At 69.3% G+C, this 17,629-nt stretch carries 10 protein-coding genes; 7 read left to right on the top strand and 3 right to left on the bottom strand.

The features are described 5' to 3' along the window. Positions 1-56: 56 nt before the first annotated feature. Positions 57-3,860: a GH92 family glycosyl hydrolase gene (locus tag IE318_RS18150; protein WP_189901601.1), complete on the top strand. Its 3,804-nt coding sequence runs from the start codon at positions 57-59 to the stop codon at positions 3,858-3,860. A gap of 291 nt (positions 3,861-4,151) precedes the next feature. Continuing rightward, positions 4,152-4,754 (top strand): Uma2 family endonuclease, encoded by a 603-nt coding sequence (locus tag IE318_RS18145; RefSeq protein ID WP_229903579.1) that lies wholly within the window; start codon positions 4,152-4,154, stop codon positions 4,752-4,754. An 86-nt stretch (positions 4,755-4,840) separates the two neighbouring features. Here the strand turns inward: IE318_RS18145 and acnA are convergent, their stop codons facing one another. Together acnA and IE318_RS18135 are read right to left on the bottom strand one after the other, a co-directional pair. Further along, positions 4,841-7,558 carry an aconitate hydratase AcnA gene (acnA, locus tag IE318_RS18140; RefSeq protein ID WP_030177831.1) on the bottom strand — a complete coding sequence of 906 codons (2,718 nt, stop codon included), beginning with the start codon at positions 7,556-7,558 and terminating at the stop codon, positions 4,841-4,843. Positions 7,559-7,946: 388 nt separating this feature from the next. Continuing rightward, the gene (locus IE318_RS18135; RefSeq protein WP_189901594.1) at positions 7,947-10,019 is read right to left on the bottom strand and encodes a PIG-L family deacetylase; all 2,073 of its coding nucleotides are present in this window, start codon (positions 10,017-10,019) and stop codon (positions 7,947-7,949) included. Positions 10,020-10,321: 302 nt separating this feature from the next. Here IE318_RS18135 and IE318_RS18130 point away from each other — a divergent pair, with 302 nt between their 5' ends. Next, positions 10,322-10,519 (top strand): DUF4236 domain-containing protein, encoded by a 198-nt coding sequence (locus IE318_RS18130; RefSeq protein ID WP_189901592.1) that lies wholly within the window; start codon positions 10,322-10,324, stop codon positions 10,517-10,519. A gap of 65 nt (positions 10,520-10,584) precedes the next feature. Then, positions 10,585-12,114, top strand: coding sequence for a helix-turn-helix domain-containing protein (locus IE318_RS18125; RefSeq protein WP_030177825.1), 1,530 nt, complete (start codon positions 10,585-10,587; stop codon positions 12,112-12,114). Between the two features lie 508 nt (positions 12,115-12,622). Here the strand turns inward: IE318_RS18125 and IE318_RS18120 are convergent. Beyond that, positions 12,623-13,930, bottom strand: coding sequence for a hypothetical protein (locus IE318_RS18120; protein ID WP_189901590.1), 1,308 nt, complete (start codon positions 13,928-13,930; stop codon positions 12,623-12,625). A gap of 424 nt (positions 13,931-14,354) precedes the next feature. On the opposite strand from IE318_RS18120, the gene IE318_RS18115 reads away from it, so the two are divergent. The 3 genes from IE318_RS18115 (at position 14,355) to IE318_RS44965 (ending at position 17,600) form a co-directional block, all read left to right on the top strand. Beyond that, positions 14,355-15,971, top strand: coding sequence for a right-handed parallel beta-helix repeat-containing protein (locus IE318_RS18115; protein WP_189901588.1), 1,617 nt, complete (start codon positions 14,355-14,357; stop codon positions 15,969-15,971). A gap of 301 nt (positions 15,972-16,272) precedes the next feature. Further along, complete coding sequence (locus IE318_RS44970; protein ID WP_229903578.1) at positions 16,273-17,124, top strand: MFS transporter; 852 nt, start codon at positions 16,273-16,275, stop codon at positions 17,122-17,124. After that, positions 17,118-17,600 (top strand): MFS transporter, encoded by a 483-nt coding sequence (locus IE318_RS44965; protein ID WP_229903577.1) that lies wholly within the window; start codon positions 17,118-17,120, stop codon positions 17,598-17,600. The genes IE318_RS44970 and IE318_RS44965 overlap by 7 nt, the downstream gene beginning before the upstream one ends. The last annotated feature ends 29 nt before the right edge of the window (positions 17,601-17,629 follow it).

Raw genomic sequence — 17,629 nt, 5'->3', positions numbered from 1 at the left:
TGCGCCGAATTTGACAACGTTGTCCGGCGTGGGAGAACCAGGGAGGGTGCCCTCGTATGCAGCGCAGAGCACGGCACAGATGGACTCCGGCGGTCGTTCTGGCGGCCGCCTTCGTCATGGCCGTAGGTTCCCAGGGGGCGGCGATCGCCCTGCCCGGCAAGGCCCCGGCAGCGGCGGCGGAGTTCACGTCCTCGTTCGAGGCCGGCGACCCGGCACCGGACTGGCTGAACACGGTCGACACCGCACCGGACGGCGGCAAGCGCGCCTCGGGCGTGGACGGCGGTTACAGCACCGGTATTCCGGGCAACGTGGACGACCATGTCACCGATCTGCGGGCCAGCGGTGAGAACACGGGCGCGGGCGAGGTCAAGGAGAACCTCGTCGACGGCGAGTCAGGTACCAAGTGGCTGACGTTCGAGCCCACCGGCTGGGTCGAGTTCGATTTCGACAAGCCCGTAAAAATCACCCGATACGCCCTCACATCCGCCAATGACTACGCCGAGCGTGACCCGAAGGACTGGACCCTTCAAGCCTCCACCGACGGCAAGGACTGGAAGACCGTCGACACGCGCTCCGGCGAGTCGTTCGCCCAGCGGTTCCAGACGAAGACGTACGACCTCGCCGAACCGGCCGAATACCAGCACTTCCGGCTCGACGTCACGAAGAACAACGGCGCCTCGAACATACTCCAGCTCGCCGACGTGCAGTTCTCCACCGGCGACGACGGCGGCACGGTCCCGCAGGACATGCTCACCCTCGTCGACCGCGGCCCGAGCGGCTCGCCGACCGCGAAGTCCGGGGCCGGCTTCACGGGCAAGCGGGCGCTGCGCTACGCCGGCCGGCACACCGCCCAGGGGCGGGCGTACTCGTACAACAAGGTCTTCGACGTCGACGTCAAGGTCTCCCGAGACACCCAGTTGTCGTACCGCATCTACCCGTCGATGGCGGACGGCGACCGCGACTACGACGCCACCAATGTCGCCGTCGACCTGGCCTTCACCGACGGCACGTATCTGAGCGGACTGGGCGCGACGGACCAGCACGGCTTCACGCTCAGCCCGCAGGGGCAGGGCGCGGCCAAGTCGCTCTACGTCAACCAGTGGAACAACGTCGTCTCGCGCATCGGCTCGGTCGCGGCCGGCAAGACCATCGACCGGATCCTGCTCGCCTACGACTCCCCCACCGGACCGGCGAAGTTCCGCGGCTGGCTGGACGACGTGTCGATCAAGCGCGCGGCCCCCGAGCGGCCGAAGGCGCACCTGGCGGACTACGCGCTGACCACCCGCGGCACCAACTCCAGCGGCAGCTTCTCGCGCGGCAACAACTTCCCCGCGACCGCCCTGCCGCACGGCTTCAACTTCTGGACGCCGGTGACCAACGCGTCCTCGCTGAGCTGGCTGTACGAGTACGCGCGTGCGAACAACACCGACAACCTGCCGACGATCCAGGCGTTCAGCGCCAGCCACGAGCCGAGCCCGTGGATGGGTGACCGGCAGACCTTCCAGGTGATGCCGTCCGCCGCCTCCGGCACCCCGGACACCGACCCCACCGCCCGCGCACTCGCCTTCCGGCACGAGAACGAGACCGCACGCCCCTACTACTACGGCGTGACGTTCGAGAACGGCCTCAAGGCCGAGATGACGCCGACCGACCACGCCGCCGCCCTGCGCTTCACCTACCCGGGCGACGACGCGAGCGTGCTGTTCGACAACGTCACCGACCAGGCGGGCCTGACCCTGGACAAGGAGCACGGGGTCGTCACCGGCTACTCGGACGTGAAGTCCGGGCTGTCGACCGGCGCCACCCGCCTCTTCGTCTACGGCGTCTTCGACAAGCCCGTCAAGGACGGCTCCGCCGACGGGGTCAAGGGCTACCTGCGCTTCGACGCGGGCGACGACCACACCGTCACCCTGCGCCTGGCCACCTCGCTCATCAGCGTCGACCAGGCCAGGGACAACCTGCGCCAGGAGATCCCGGACGGCACCTCCTTCGACACCGTCAAGGCGCACGCCCGGCACACCTGGGACAAGCTGCTCGGCAAGGTCGAGGTCCAGGGCGCCACACCGGACCAGCTGACCACGCTGTACTCCAGCATGTACCGGCTGTACCTGTACCCGAACTCGGGCTTCGAGAAGGTCGGCGGGAAGGACCAGTACGCCTCCCCGTTCTCGCCGATGCCCGGCCAGGACACGCCGACGCACACCGGCGCGAAGATCGTCGACGGCAAGGTGTACGTCAACAACGGTTTCTGGGACACCTACCGGACCACCTGGCCGGCGTACTCGCTGCTGACGCCCTCTCAGGCCGGTGAGATGGTCGACGGGTTCGTGCAGCAGTACAAGGACGGCGGCTGGACCTCCCGCTGGTCCTCCCCCGGCTACGCGGACCTGATGACCGGCACCTCCTCGGACGTGGCCTTCGCCGACGCCTACGTCAAGGGCGTCCCCATGGACGCGAAGGCGGCGTACGACGCGGCCGTGAAGAACGCCACGGTCGTGCCCCCGTCCTCCGGCGTGGGCCGCAAGGGCATGAGCACCTCCCCCTTCCTCGGCTACACCAGCACCGCGACGGGCGAGGGCCTGTCGTGGGCGATGGAGGGCTACGTCAACGACTACGGCATCGCGCAGATGGGGCAGGCCCTCTACAGGAAGACGGGCGAGAAGCGCTACCAGGAGGAGTCGCAGTACTTCCTCAACCGGGCCCAGGACTACGTGAAGCTGTTCGACCCGAAGGCGGGCTTCTTCCAGGGCCGGGACGCCCAGGGCAACTGGCGTGTCGACTCCGCGAAGTACGACCCGCGCGTGTGGGGCTACGACTACACGGAGACCGACGGCTGGGGCTACGCCTTCACCGCCCCGCAGGACAGCCGGGGCCTGGCCAACCTCTACGGCGGCCAGAAGGCCCTCGGGGACAAGCTCGACACCTACTTCTCCACCCCGGAGACGGCCTCCTCCCAGTTCGCCGGCTCCTACGGCGGGATCATCCACGAGATGACCGAGGCCCGGGACGTGCGGATGGGCCAGTACGGGCACTCCAACCAGGTCGCCCACCACGTCACGTACATGTACGACGCGGCCGGTGAGCCCTGGAAGGCGCAGGCGAAGGTCCGCGAGGTGCTCTCCCGGCTCTACGTCGGCAGCGAGATCGGCCAGGGCTACCACGGCGACGAGGACAACGGCGAGCAGTCGGCCTGGTACCTCTTCTCCTCGCTCGGCTTCTACCCGCTGGTCATGGGCAGCGGCGACTACGCCATCGGCTCCCCGCTGTTCACCAAGGCGACCGTCCACCTGGAGAACGGACACGATCTGGTGATCAAGGCGCCGAAGAACAGCGCGAAGAACATCTACGTGCAGGGCGTGCGGTTCGACGGCCACGCGTGGAACTCGACGAACCTGCCGCACTCGCTGCTCTCCAAGGGCGGGGTCCTGGAGTTCGACATGGGCCCGCGGCCGTCGGCGTGGGGCACGGGGAAGAACGCCGCCCCCGTGTCGATCACGACCGGCGACAAGGCGCCGAGCCCGCGCTCGGACGTGCTGAAAGGTGACGGCGCGCTGTTCGACGACACCTCGTCGACGGACGCGACGGTGACGACCGTGGACCTGCCGGTGGCCGACGCCACCAAGGCCGTCCAGTACACCCTGACCTCCTCCGGCGACCACACGAAGGCCCCGACGGGGTGGACCCTCCAGGCGTCCGCCGACGGCACGCACTGGACGACGGTGGACAAGCGCTCCGGCGAGTCCTTCACCTGGGACAAGCAGACCCGCCCCTTCACGATCGCCTCGCCGGGCACCTATCAGAAGTACCGCCTGGTCCTGGACGGCACCGCGACGCTGGCGGAGGTGGAGCTGCTGGCCTGACGCACATCCCGAGCACCTGAGGGGGCGGGCCTGCACGGGCCCGCCCCCTCATCGCGTGCGCACGGCTACGGGTGGGAGCGCTTCCGGACGGCGGGTTCCGGTCCACCGTCACCATGGGAGCGCTCCCACTTCACGGGGGAACCTAGCGCGAACCGGGCCCGCTGTAAACGGCCGGGGCACCGATCGGTGGGTCAAGGGCGCTTCATCGCCTCGCCACTTCGAGTGGCGCTACCTTCGTACGTAAGACCACGAGGCGTGACAACGTCCACACTGTCGCTTATGGGAGCAGTGATGACCACACCCCAGCAGGGACGGGCCACCGAGGACACCTGGATGTTCCCGCCGGCCGACGGCTGGACCTTCGACCAGGTCAAGCACCTGGACCTGCCCTTCGACTGGGAACTCGTGGACGGAGTGATCGTGGTTCGTGGACAGACCAAGTTCTGGCACAACCGTGTACGGGACCGGTTGCTGCGTGCTCTCGAAGCCGCGGCGACCGAGCCGTACGAGGTTGTGGCCGAACAGTGCGTCATGGTCGACGACCGCAACACCCCGAAGCCGGACCTGATCGTCTTCGATCCCCGGAAGCTGGACTTTTTCGAACTCGAGTGCATCCCGGTGGCCGAACTCGCCCTCGTCGTGGAGGTCGTCTCCCCCGGCTCCCGCCAGGACGACCGGGTGCGCAAGCCCGCGCTCTTCGCGACGTGCAAGGTCCCCTGCTACTGGCGCGTCGAACTCGACCGGGACCAGAAGCTCGCCGTGCACGAGTACTGGCTCAACGCGGACACGCGTACGTACATCCCCGCTCCGATGCACCCCGTGCACCACGAGAAGCTCGTCACCGAGGTGCCGTTCCCGGTCGAGATCGATCTGGAGGCGCTCGTCGGCTTCTGAGCCGGCGCCTTCCCGGAGCGGGCGGACAAAGAGGGAGGCCGCACCCCCGTTGCCGGGGATGCGGCCCAACTGCTTCTGCTGATCCCTTACTTGCGGATCAGGTTGCGCAGCACGTACTGCATGATGCCGCCGTTGCGGTAGTAGTCCGCCTCGCCGGGGGTGTCGATGCGGACGACCGCGTCGAACTCGACGCCGGTGTCGGTGGTGACCTTGACCGTGCGCGGGGTGCGGCCCTCGTTGAGCTCGGTGACGCCGGAGATGGAGAAGGTCTCCTCGCCGGTCAGGCCGAGGGACTCGGCCGAGGTGCCCTCCGGGAACTGGAGCGGCAGGACGCCCATGCCGATGAGGTTCGAGCGGTGGATGCGCTCGTAGGACTCGGCGACGACGGCCTTGACGCCGAGGAGCGCGGTGCCCTTCGCGGCCCAGTCGCGGGACGAGCCGGAGCCGTACTCCTTGCCGGCCAGGACGACCAGCGGGACGCCGGCGGCCTGGTAGTTCTGCGAGGCGTCGTAGATGAAGGCGACCGGGCCGCCCTCCTGCGTGAAGTCGCGGGTGTAGCCGCCCTCGGTGCCCGGCGCGATCTGGTTGCGCAGGCGGATGTTGGCGAACGTACCGCGGATCATCACCTCGTGGTTGCCGCGGCGGGAGCCGTAGCTGTTGAAGTCGCGGCGCTCGACGCCGTGCTCCGTGAGGTACTTGCCCGCCGGGGTGTCGGCCTTGATGGCGCCGGCCGGGGAGATGTGGTCGGTGGTGACCGAGTCGCCCAGCTTGGCGAGCACCCGGGCGCCGGTGATGTCCTCGACCGGGGCCGGCTCCATGCCCATGCCCTCGAAGTACGGGGGCTTGCGGACGTAGGTGGACTCGGCGTCCCACTCGAAGGTGTTGCCGGTCGGGATCGGCAGCGACTGCCACTGGGCGTCACCGGCGAACACGTCGGAGTAGGACTTGGAGAACATGTCCTCGCCGATCGCGTTGGCGACGACGTCGTTGACCTCGGACTCCGAGGGCCAGATGTCCTTCAGGTGGACCGGGTTGCCGTCCTGGTCCACGCCGAGGGCGTCACGCGTGATGTCCACCTTCATGGAGCCGGCGATGGCGTAGGCGACGACCAGCGGCGGGGACGCCAGGTAGTTCATCTTGACGTCGGGGTTGATCCGGCCCTCGAAGTTGCGGTTGCCGGACAGGACCGAGGTGACCGCGAGGTCGTGCTCGTTGACGGCCTTGGAGACCTCCTCCGGCAGCGGGCCGGAGTTGCCGATGCAGGTGGTGCAGCCGTAGCCGACCAGGTTGAAGCCCAGCTTGTCCAGGTACGGGGTCAGGCCGGCCTTGTCGTAGTAGTCCATGACGACCTTGGAGCCCGGCGCCAGCGTGGTCTTGACCCACGGCTTGCGGGTCAGGCCCTTCTCCACCGCCTTCTTGGCCACCAGCGCGGCGGCGACCATGACGTACGGGTTGGAGGTGTTGGTGCAGGAGGTGATGGCCGCGACGGTCACGGCGCCGTGGTCCAGCTCGTAGGTGGTGCCGTCGGGGGCGGTCACCGGGACCGGGTTGGACGGGGTGCCGTTGGGGTGGATGGCCGGGGCGTCGGACGCCGGGAAGGACTCCACGCCCGCCTCGTCGACGGTGTCGACGTAGTTGACGACGTCCAGCTTGAACTGCTCGGCGGCGTTCGCGAGGACGATGCGGTCCTGCGGGCGCTTCGGGCCGGCGATGGAGGGCACGACGGTGGACAGGTCCAGCTCGAGCTTCTCGGAGTAGTCCGGCTCGGCGTTCGGGTCCAGCCAGAGGCCCTGCTCCTTGGCGTACGCCTCGACGAGCGCGAGCTGCTGCTCGGGGCGGCCGGTCAGGCGCATGTAGTTGATGGTCTCGGCGTCGATCGGGAAGATCGCGGCGGTGGAGCCGAACTCCGGCGACATGTTGCCGATGGTGGCGCGGTTGGCGAGGCTGGTCGCCGCCACGCCCTCGCCGTAGAACTCGACGAACTTGCCGACCACACCGTGCTTGCGCAGCATCTCGGTGATGGTGAGCACCAGGTCGGTGGCGGTGGTGCCGGTGGGCAGCTCGCCGGTGAGCTTGAAGCCGACGACGCGCGGGATCAGCATGGAGACCGGCTGGCCGAGCATGGCGGCCTCGGCCTCGATGCCGCCGACGCCCCAGCCCAGGACGCCGAGGCCGTTGACCATGGTGGTGTGCGAGTCGGTGCCGACCAGGGTGTCGGGGTAGGCCTTGCCGTCGCGGACCATCACCACGCGGGCCAGGTGCTCGATGTTCACCTGGTGGACGATGCCGGTGCCGGGCGGGACGACCTTGAACTCGTCGAAGGCGGTCTGGCCCCAGCGCAGGAACTGGTAGCGCTCGCGGTTGCGGCCGTACTCCAGCTCGACGTTCTGCTGGAAGGCGTCGTTGGTGCCGAACTTGTCGGCGATGACGGAGTGGTCGATGACCAGCTCGGCCGGGGCGAGCGGGTTGATCTTCGCCGGGTCGCCGCCGAGCTCCTTCACGGCCTCGCGCATCGTCGCGAGGTCCACGACGCACGGAACGCCGGTGAAGTCCTGCATGATCACGCGGGCCGGCGTGAACTGGATCTCCTGCGACGGCTGTGCCTGGGAGTCCCAGGTGCCGAGGGCGCGGATGTGGTCGGCGGTGATGTTCGCGCCGTCCTCGGTGCGGAGCAGGTTCTCCAGCAGGACCTTCAGGCTGTAAGGCAGTCGGGCCGAGCCCTCGACCTTGTCAAGCCGGAAGATCTCGTACGACTCGTCGCCCACCTGCAGCGTGCTGCGGGCGTCGAAGCTGTTCGCCGACACGACAGTCTCCTTCATTGATGTGCGCGTACCACCACGATGCTGCCGCCACGGCATCTCGGCCATTCCGCTGAGGTAAGGCTAAGTTAGGTAACCCTTACCCTGGGTGGCGGCTGCGGTGCTCCTCGGCAGATATCTCGATGTCGAGATAACTCTAGTACATGGGGGCCGGATGGTCATGCGCGGCCGGTGACTGACCTCTCGCAGCCGCCGCGATCGATGCCGCGGAGGCCACCACGGCCGTCGGGGCTCACGCCTCTGCCACGCCGGCTCCAGCTCGTCCAACAACCCCGTCACCGACGGCATCCGGTCCGTCCACGGTCGGGAGAACGCGACATGCCATCTCTTCCGCCATGCGTTCCGGTGACCGCGCGTCCCGCTTGTGAGGCGTCTACAGCGTGACCGGTGCCGTCCGCGCGCCGAGCGCGACCAGCACCGGGCCGGTCGCGTTGCCCACGCCATGGGAGGGCGCGGGCACCACCGCTGGCCGGCCGACGCAGAAGGCGGTCGTCGGGGCGTCCACGGGTACGGTGCCGGGCCCGGGCCCGGCGAGCAGGGCCCCGCCGGTGTCGGTCCGTACCGCCAGGATCGGCCCGGCGCCGCGGCCCGCGCCGGGCAGCAGCGCAAGCGGCCCGAAGCCCGTCTGCCGTACGGCCGACGCGGGCTGCCAGTTCCGGCCGCTCCCGGCCAGCCGCTCGACGACGATCCGCGCGGTCTCGGGAACCCGGTAGGCGAGCACCAGCGAGCCGTCCGCCGCGGTCGCGGCCGACGGCGCCTCGGCGGGTGGTGCGCTCAGCCGCAGCGGACCGCGGTAGCGCACCGCGGCTCCGGGGGCGGACTGGGCCCACTCGTGGACGGCGCCGCGCCCGGCGGCGAAGACATGGATGCGACCGGTGCCGTCGGCGGCGGCGGTGAGCCCCTCCTGCACCTGGCCGCCGGCCAGGTTCTGCCACGGCGACCAGTGCCCCGCCGTGTCCCGGACCCGTGTACTGAGGCCCTTGGAGGCATTCCGCGCGAAGACGTGGACGCGGCCGTCGCGGCCCAGGACCGCCGTCGGCGGCCCGACCCGGCGGCCACGCACCGGGTTGCGCTCGGGATTGCCGAGGCTGCTCCACGTGTCGGGGAACGGCCCCTCGGCGGACTGCTGCTCGAGGAAGACGACGTCCCTCGTGTTGTCGGCCGGCGCGGCGCCCAGCCCGGAGAAGCGAAGCGCGAACAACAGGTCCCGCCTGTCGGGGGTCGTGACGACGCTCAGCGCCGGGGCCAGCGGGCCGCCCCCGAGGTCTTCCGGGGCGCTCCATGCCGTCTTGCCCGCCGTGCCACGCGTCCAGCGGGCGGCCCGGATGCCGAGTACGCCGTAGACGGTCAGCTCGCCTCCCGGTCCGGCGACGCCCTGTGGTCCGGAGGTGGGATACCGGTAGTGGGTGCTGCGCACCCAGTTGCGCTTGGAGCGCAGCGAGGAGCCCGAACCGACGCTGTAGTCGCCGCAACCGCTGGGATCGCCACAGCGCCAGTCGGGGTTGCCGCCGTAGTCGTCGAGGTAGCGGGCCTTCTGCCGGACGACGGTGTCGGGCAGGTTGATCGGCCACCGCTGGTTGTAGTAGCCGCGGTACGTCTCGGTCAGGAACACCGGGGCCTTGCCCCCGGAGGATGTGCTGCGTCCCACCCACTGGGTCATGGCGGCCCAGGTGAACAGGGCGACCGCGGTGTGGTCCGGGTGGTCCGAGTAACCGCGCTGATCGCTGCCCCTGGGGTTGTGCGCGTTGTGCACCTGCACGTCGGGGTCCGGGTCCAGCGTGCGTATGACCGTGGGCCGGAACCGGTCGAAGAGATGGGCGAGGGTCTCGATCAACTGGTCCCGGCTGTAGTGGCGCGACGTGGTGACCGGAGAACCCGGGACGACCACGGTGGCGACCTGGACGCCGGGGTCCGCCCAGAGTTGCGTCATACCGACCGGGGTGCCGATACCCACCCGGGTGTGCATGTCGATGCTGAGGAACACGAGATCGACGCGCCTGCCCCGGTGGGTGAGGCTCTGCACCTCGACCTCACCGCCGTCCGGCACGGTCAGGATGGACCGGGTCCAGGGCGCGAAGAGGCCGAGCCCGAGCATCGCCGCGTACGCCTGGCGCAGACCCTGTCGGCGGGCCGAGACGTAGGCGGGGACATCGGGCAGGGGCTTGTGGCGGCCGGGGACGGCGTTGACGCCGTAGGAACCGCCGCCAGTCACGTATACCGACACCAGGGGGACGGTCTGGTCGAGTCCGCCGAGCGTGTCCGGGTTCATGAAGTACAGGTCGTCGTCCGGGTGGGCGACGACCTGCATCACCAACGGGCGGCCGGCCGTGCCGAACCCGACCCGGGTGGCGACGGGCAGCGTCAGCGGCTCGGCGCTGTTCGAAGCCGGCTTCGGCTTCTTCGCACCGGAACAGCCGGCCAGCGCGGCCGCCATGGCTCCTGCCATGGAGCCCATGACCGTACGCCGGCCGGGCAACGGCCGCACATCCTTCGGACGACTCACTCGTTCCGGCTCCGTTCACGCGCGGGACAGTCGTTCCACCACCCCATTCGCAGAAGAAGAGCGGCGGGAAGAATGTCGGGTTTCGCCGCCCACGGTGATCCAGGTCACATGCGCCGACAGGACCGCCCGGGCGGCGGCGAACTCCCGGCGTCCGGCCATCAGTAGTCCAAGTCGGGGTATCCGGAGAGAACGTGGCAGTGAACGTGCAAGGCCCCAGGGCGTGGCGGCCAGGAAGGAGACACCGCATGCCGCTGACGTTCCGCAAGAGTTTTCGAATTCTTCCCGGGGTGCGGCTCAGCATCAACAAACGCTCCTGGTCCGTCACCGTCGGCGGGAAGAACGGACCGCGACACACCCACAGCAGCACCGGACGTCATACGACATCAGTGGATTTGCCTGGACCTTTCGGGTGGCGTCGAACCCGTACGAGCAGGCACCACTGACGGCCCATCACCCGAATGGACCCCCCTGACGGGCACCATCTCATATCTGAGATAACCTCAACCTCATGGCAGACGACTACCTCGTACGCATCGGCAAGCTCATCCGTGACGCCCGGCAGCACCGCGGCTGGACGCAGGCGCAGCTCGCCGAGGCACTCGGCACCAGTCAGAGCGCCGTCAACCGCATCGAACGAGGCAACCAGAACATCAGCCTTGAGATGATCGCCCGCATAGGAGAAGCCCTGGACAGCGAGATCGTGTCGCTCGGCTACGCGGGCCCGATGCATCTGCGGGTGGTCGGCGGCCGCCGGCTGTCCGGCGCCATCGACGTGAAGACGAGCAAGAACGCCTGCGTCGCCCTGCTGTGCGCCTCGCTGCTGAACCGGGGGCGCACGGTGCTGCGCCGGGTGGCGCGGATCGAGGAGGTCTACCGCCTGCTGGAGGTGCTGGGCTCGATCGGCGTGCGCACCCGCTGGATCAACGAAGGCGTAGACCTGGAGATCGTGCCGCCGGCCGGCCTCGACCTGGACGCCATCGACGCCGAGGCGGCCGTCCGCACCCGGTCCATCATCATGTTCCTCGGCCCGCTGCTGCACCGTATGGACCGCTTCAAGCTGCCGTACGCGGGCGGCTGCGACCTCGGCACCCGCACCATCGAGCCGCACATGATCGCGCTGCGCCGGTTCGGCCTGGAGGTGGCGGCCACCGAGGGGCAGTACCACGCCACCGTGGACCGCTCAGTCCGCCCGGACCGCCCGATCGTGCTGACCGAGCGCGGCGACACCGTGACCGAGAACGCGCTGCTGGCGGCCGCCCGCCACGACGGCGTGACCGTCATCCGCAACGCCTCCTCCAACTACATGGTCCAGGACCTGTGCTTCTTCCTTGAGGCGCTGGGCGTCCGGGTGGAGGGCATCGGCACGACCACGCTCACCGTCCACGGCGTGCCGGACATCGACGTGGACGTGGACTACTCCCCCTCCGAGGACCCGGTGGAGGCGATGAGCCTGCTCGCCGCCGCGGTCGTCACGGAGTCGGAGCTGACGGTGCGCCGGGTACCGATCGAGTTCCTGGAGATCGAGCTCGCGGTGCTGGAGGAGATGGGCCTCGACCACGACCGCACCCCGGAGTACGTGGCCGACAACGGCCGTACGCGCCTGGTGGACCTGACCGTGCACCCCTCCAAGCTGGAGGCGCCGATCGACAAGATCCACCCGATGCCGTTCCCCGGCCTGAACATCGACAACGTGCCGTTCTTCGCGGCCATCGCGGCGGTGGCCCAGGGCAAGACCCTGATCCACGACTGGGTCTACGACAACCGTGCGATCTACCTCACGGACCTCAACCGCCTCGGCGGCCGACTGCAGTTGCTGGACCCGCACCGCGTCCTCGTCGAGGGCCCGACCCGCTGGCGCGCCGCCGAGATGATGTGCCCGCCCGCCCTGCGCCCCGCCGTCGTCGTCCTGCTGGCCATGATGGCCGCGGAGGGCACGTCCGTGCTGCGCAACGTCTACGTCATCAACCGCGGTTACGAGGACCTCGCCGAGCGCCTGAACTCGATCGGGGCACAGATCGAGATCTTCCGGGACATCTGACCGCTCTCGGAAACAACGCCGCCACACCCCTCCTGACCTGCTTGTATGTAAGCCAGGAGGGGTTCGGCTTCGCCTGTGGGACTTCTCAGGGACTTTTGGGCCGAGGCCGAGAGACTGCCGGCCTCGGGGGCTGGAGGAGGGATTGCCCGGCACTCCACGTGTGCGTCACCGGAAGGACATCGGCCTGACGCTCTTGGCGACACGTACTGCCACGGGACGCCCCACGGCAGGAAGCCCTGGAAGCACCTCGGTGGCGTCCGGCATCGATTCCTTGAGGCGGCGCACGCCGAGGTGCGGCCGGATGTCGACCACCTGGGGAACTGATCGACCAGAGCTTCGACCACCACGGAACCGACGACGGCGCCTTCACCGCTCTCGAGATCCAGTGCCATGCCCTCGACGCCGGCTTCGACATGATCACCCCCCTCACCGGCCAGCCCACCGAATGGGTCGTCCCACCCGGCAGTGCCGACCGGTGAGCGAGTGACATCAGGTCACCCTGGTCCAGCTACGCGGCCAGCGCAGGGAACACCACCACCGAGCCGTCCTTGTCGCGGGCGATCTCGATCGCCACGTCTGTCGTGCGACTGTCGGCCACGATGCCGTCGCCCAGCTGGTGAATCCGGTGGGCCGCACTCATCAAGCGATCGACTTCACCGGTCGTGAAGACGGGCCGCATGCCGCTCGGGCGGCCCAGTTCCAGTGCCGACAGGCGTACCAGGACACCGGCGATGCCCGACTCCAGTTCGTCGAGGCGCTGTTGATCGCGCTTGAGTGCTCGGGTGAAGTTCTCGAACGGGTTGCCGGGCTCGCTCTGGGCATGCTCGACGGCCTGGAGGACGACGACCCTCCGCATCAGCGCGATGGCCAGGGAGGCGAGTTGGAGGTGGGTACGGAACATGCCGCCGTCGTCGTCGACGCCGGGGAACGACTTGGTCAGCGTGCTGAGTTCGACGGCCCTACCCTCGGGCAGTCTGTCGAGCGCACTCTGCCATCGGGCCAGGCGGAGGTCGGCCTTGCTCAGCGCCGTGTCGAGGGTGTGCACGGCCGAGTCGAGTCCCAGCGAGACGCCGAGCTTGCCCTGGTCGAGCAGGATGGCCGTGGCCTTGTCGATGGCGCCCCGGCAGCCGTTGAGTGCGCTGTGCTCGTCGTCGAGTTTCTCCTGCTGAAGCTGCTCCAACAGTTCTGTGATGTGTTCGATGGCCTGGCGGCGCTTGTGGTCGGCGTGCGCGCTCACTCCCACCGCCACGGCCATGAGCACGAGCGGAGCGGCCACGGTGAGCGCAGTGCCGCCGGCGGCCACGGCACCGGCGGTCGCACCGGCCCCGCCGACTGCGCCCGCCGCTGCCGCTCCTCCGACCGGCACGAACGTCGCGTTGGCGGCGATGCCGGTTGAGTTCATGAGTGCACTGTGGATGCCACCGGCCGCCGCCTTCGATGCCATCGGGCGGACGAGGCCCTGCCCGAACTGGGCGGCGACCTTTGCCGGGACCACCATGCGATACAGGTTCTCGCCGGAAGCGGTCGCTCTGGCCGTCGTAAGGGAACTGCGCGCCGATCGCGTGATGAACTGCGACAGGTGCTGCGCCAAGGGGCTCGCGGCGTCGAGCGGGATGCCGCGTCCACGGTCGATCTTGTCGGGCAGCGGATGCACCTCAAGTGTGACGATCGGCTCGTCGGCCAGGACGGCCAGCACTCCGCGCAATTCGGCCAGCCGCTCAGCCGTCATCGACTCACCCGCGGTCAAGCCCGGCACCCTGACATCAGCGGTCGCCAGCGTCCACACGGGCACGGTCCCCTTGCGCTCGTCAGTCATGGTCCCTCCCTGTCTTCCAACATGTTCGTAGCCCCAGTCGTGCCATCACCGCGATGCCACCCACCCGTCCAGCTGCTCCAGGTGCCGCGGCAGCCGACTCCCCTGCCAACCCAACACCAACCGCGGCTCCGACGCGCTGCCCCTGCCTCTGTTCGACATGGAGATTGGTGCAGCGGTCCCCCGCTGAGCCTTCGGGGCACTTGCAGAAGCCCTCATTGTCCACGGCGGTTCGGCGAAGGCGATTCTGGAGGGGGTGCGGCGGCGCCTCGGGGACCGCAACCCCGTTCCAGACCGGGGAAGTTCGGCTCGGTGAGGGCATCCACGACCGCCTGCCCCGCGGCCGGGGCCGCCCTGTGTCCCACTCCTTATGATCTTGCCTCTCGGCCGGCTGCCGCCGGCCCTTCCGGTATTCGTGAGGTGGGACATGAAGCGTCGGTCCATGCTGCTCGGCACGGGTGGAGCCATCGGTGTCCGGGGGGTTGCCGGACTGGCCGACGCGCCGCGAGCGGCGGCTGCCGGTACGGCGTCGGTGTTCGATGTGCGCGCGTACGGGGCGGTGGGGGACGGAAACACGGACGACACCTCGGCGTTCGTCCAGGCGTTCGGCGCCGCTCGCTCCGCCTCCTGCAGTGCCACGGTGCTGATTCCACCGGGAAGCTATCTCGTCGGCGCTTCCCTGATCATGGGCGCGGGGATGACCGTGAACGCGCACGGGGCGCGCATCACCCGGCGGGCCGACAGCGGTGCGCTGCTGAAGAACTTCGACGCCGCCACGAACGCTCCCGGTTACTCGGGCGCCGGGAACCTGACCGTGCTGGGCGGCATATGGGACATGGCAGGCGATGTGTACACCAGAACCTCCGACGCCATGGGCTTCGGGCACTGCGAGGACGTCCTCGTCCAGGACTGCACGATCCTGCGCGTGCCCTCGGCGCATGCGGTGGAGCTCAACGCCGTGCGGCGGGCGCGGATCGTGGGTTGTGTCTTCGACGGCCTGGATGCCACGTACACCACCCGCAGCGAGAAGGAGGCCGTACAGATCACCGGCGCCATCAGCGAGGCGTCCCTGCCGTGCCCGCCGTACGACGACACGCCCTGCGCCGACATCCTGGTCACCGGCTGCACCCTCGTGGACTCGCCGCACGGCCTGTACGGCGCACTGTGCGGTGACCACGGGGGCAAGGCCGGCGTGGTGCACACCGGCGTCAGGGTGCTCGACAACCATGTCGAGGCCGCGGCGGGCCACGGGGTGCGGGTCGTGGACTGGAGCGGTTCGATGGTGCACGCGAACACCGTGACACGGGCGCAGATCAGCGGAATCAAGGTCGAATCCCTGGGCGGAAACTCCCTGTCCGCTCTGTCCGTCGAAGGAAACGTCATCACCGACACGGGCACGGGCTCCTCGACGGGCGGCGGCATCGTCGTCACCGATGCCGTCACGGGTCTGTCCATCAGCGGCAACGTGGTCACCCGAGTCCAGGGAGAGACCGGAATCTACGTGAAGTACGCCCGTCGCGCCGCGATCACCGGAAACACCGTGTCGGAAACCGTGAAGGGCACGGGCGTGAACAACTGCCAGGGCATTCATGTCCAGCACTCGCCCGGTGTGGTGATCGCCCAGAACACGGTGGCCGACTGCGCGGGGGACGGCATCGGTGTCGATGTAGGTCTGTCCGGTGCCGCCATGAACGGCGACGCGCCCCTTGTCACCGGTAACCGGGTCGACGGCGTCGCCGGCCACGGAATCGCGGTCGGGTGCCCTGACGCGGCCGTGCGGGACAACCACGTCACCGGAGCGAACACCGCGGGCTCCGCCGCCACCTACGGCATCCGGCTGGGAGGCGCCGCGCCGAACATGTCCTGCCAGGGCAACGTCGTTCGCCAGGGGGCGGAACAGACCGCCGCCACCGCGGCCATCGCTGTCCTGCCCGGCTCGAAGGGCACTTGGGTGACCGGCAACGACTTGCGGGGATGGGGCTCCGGAGCCTTGCTCGACCAGGGCACGGGCACCCTCACGACCACGGGCAACGTCACCGCATGACAGATATGTGCGGCACGCTGAGGCGTTCCGCACCGGGGTGATGCGTGGGGAATCGGCACTCGAGGCCACTTCGGTGGAGAGGATCCTCGAGTTTCATGCTCTGGGTGGAGTAGTTCGCTTCCCGCCTGCACGCTCGTCACGGTCGATCCCGGTTCGTCGCCGAGGCGGACCGGGATCGGCGTGTCGTTGGCGGTGGGGAGGACATTCGATGACTGCCGAGCGTGTGTTGACGCCTGCTCCGGGTGCGGCGGCGTACCGATGGCGATGGGCGGGGCTCGTCGCGCTCTTGCTCGGGGAGGCGATGAATCTGCTGGACGCGACCGTCGTGCAGGTCGCCGCACCGGCGATCCATGCCGATCTGGGCGGGGCGGTGTCCGATGTCCAGTGGTTCACGGCCGCGTACACCCTGCCGTTCGCCGTGCTGCTGGTCGGCGGTGGCCGGTTGGGGGACATCGCCGGCCGGCGGCGGCTGTTCGTGATCGGGGTCACGGGGTTCATGGCCGCGTCCGCCGCGTGTGCCCTCGCGCCCGGAGTGGGAGCTCTGATCGCCTTCCGTGCGGTGCAAGGGGCCGCCGCGGCCCTGATCATTCCTCAGACCATCGGTCTGATCCGGACCATGTTCTCCGGGGCCGAGATGTCCAAGGCGCTCGGCAGCATCGGGCCTGTCATGGGGCTGTCCGCCGTGTGCGGGCCGGTGCTCGGTGGTCTCATCACGCACGCCGATCTCTTCGGCTCGTCGTGGCGCGCCGTCTTTCTCGTGAACATCCCCCTGTGCCTGGTCGTTCTGGCGCTCTCCCCCCGGCTCATGGAGGACCGCGCCCCCGAGCGGCCCACCCTCGATGTGACGGGCACGCTCCTGGCGATGGCCGGTGTCGGGCTCCTCGTCCGTCCGCTCATCGGAGCCGATCTCACCGCGCTGTCCGGGTGGAGCTGGGCGGGCATCGCCGCCGGGCTGTGTCTCATGGCCGTGTTCGCGGTGCACCAGCGCAGGGTCGCCGGCGCGGGCCGCACCCCGCTGGTGGAGCCGAGTCTCTTCGCCCGCCGTGGTTTTCCCGCCGCCCTGGTGACCTCGACGGTGTTCTTCGCCGTCACCAACGGTCTGACGACGGTCGTCGTGCTCCATCTCCAACTCGCGCTGCCAGCGGAGTGCTGAAGTCGGGGCTGAGTCTCGTCCCGTGGTCGGTCGGTCTGGCCCTCGCCTCCTGGGTGGCCGGCGCCCACCTCGTCAAGCGTTACGGGCACCGCATGATGCCCCTCGGACTCGCCGTGCTGCTGGCCGGCGCCCTCGCCGCCGTCGCCGTCTACCGCTCCGCGAGCCCCACGGGCTACCCCACGCCGCTGCTGTACGCGCTCGGCGTCATCGGGCTCGGGGTCGGGCTCTTCACGCCCGCGTTCTTCACCATCGCGCTGGAGCCGCTGCGGCCGCAGGAGGTCGGTTCCGCCGCCGGTCTTCTCAACGCCGTCCAGCAGTTGGGTGCCACGCTCGGGGTGGCGGTCCTCGGCAGCGTCTATCTCTCCGGCGCCGCACCCTCTAGTGGTCCCTCGGCCGCCCTGCATGCCGTCGAGGCCGCCTTCTGGGTCGCTGCCGGGCTGGTCCTGGTCACGTTCGCCGCCATCAGGAGGATGTGACGGCGACGTCGGGGAGCCGCCGGCCGCCG

Origin of the sequence: Streptomyces spiralis (genome assembly GCF_014654675.1) — a bacterium.
Lineage (GTDB): Bacteria > Actinomycetota > Actinomycetes > Streptomycetales > Streptomycetaceae > Streptomyces > Streptomyces spiralis.
The sequence above is the reverse complement of the archived record's forward strand: the minus strand, read 5'-3'. Positions and strand labels throughout refer to the sequence as shown.

Excerpts from the sequence above, each read along its gene's own strand:
- IE318_RS18130 (WP_189901592.1), top strand. The coding sequence starts at position 10,322 with ATGCCGCTGACGTTCCGCAAGAGTTTTCGAATTCTTCCCGGGGTGCGG.
- IE318_RS18125 (WP_030177825.1), top strand. The coding sequence starts at position 10,585 with ATGGCAGACGACTACCTCGTACGCATCGGCAAGCTCATCCGTGACGCC.
- IE318_RS18120 (WP_189901590.1), bottom strand. The coding sequence starts at position 13,930 with ATGACTGACGAGCGCAAGGGGACCGTGCCCGTGTGGACGCTGGCGACC.
- IE318_RS18135 (WP_189901594.1), bottom strand. The coding sequence starts at position 10,019 with ATGGCAGGAGCCATGGCGGCCGCGCTGGCCGGCTGTTCCGGTGCGAAG.
- IE318_RS18115 (WP_189901588.1), top strand. The coding sequence starts at position 14,355 with ATGAAGCGTCGGTCCATGCTGCTCGGCACGGGTGGAGCCATCGGTGTC.
- IE318_RS18150 (WP_189901601.1), top strand. The coding sequence starts at position 57 with ATGCAGCGCAGAGCACGGCACAGATGGACTCCGGCGGTCGTTCTGGCG.
- IE318_RS18145 (WP_229903579.1), top strand. The coding sequence starts at position 4,152 with ATGACCACACCCCAGCAGGGACGGGCCACCGAGGACACCTGGATGTTC.
- IE318_RS44970 (WP_229903578.1), top strand. The coding sequence starts at position 16,273 with ATGAATCTGCTGGACGCGACCGTCGTGCAGGTCGCCGCACCGGCGATC.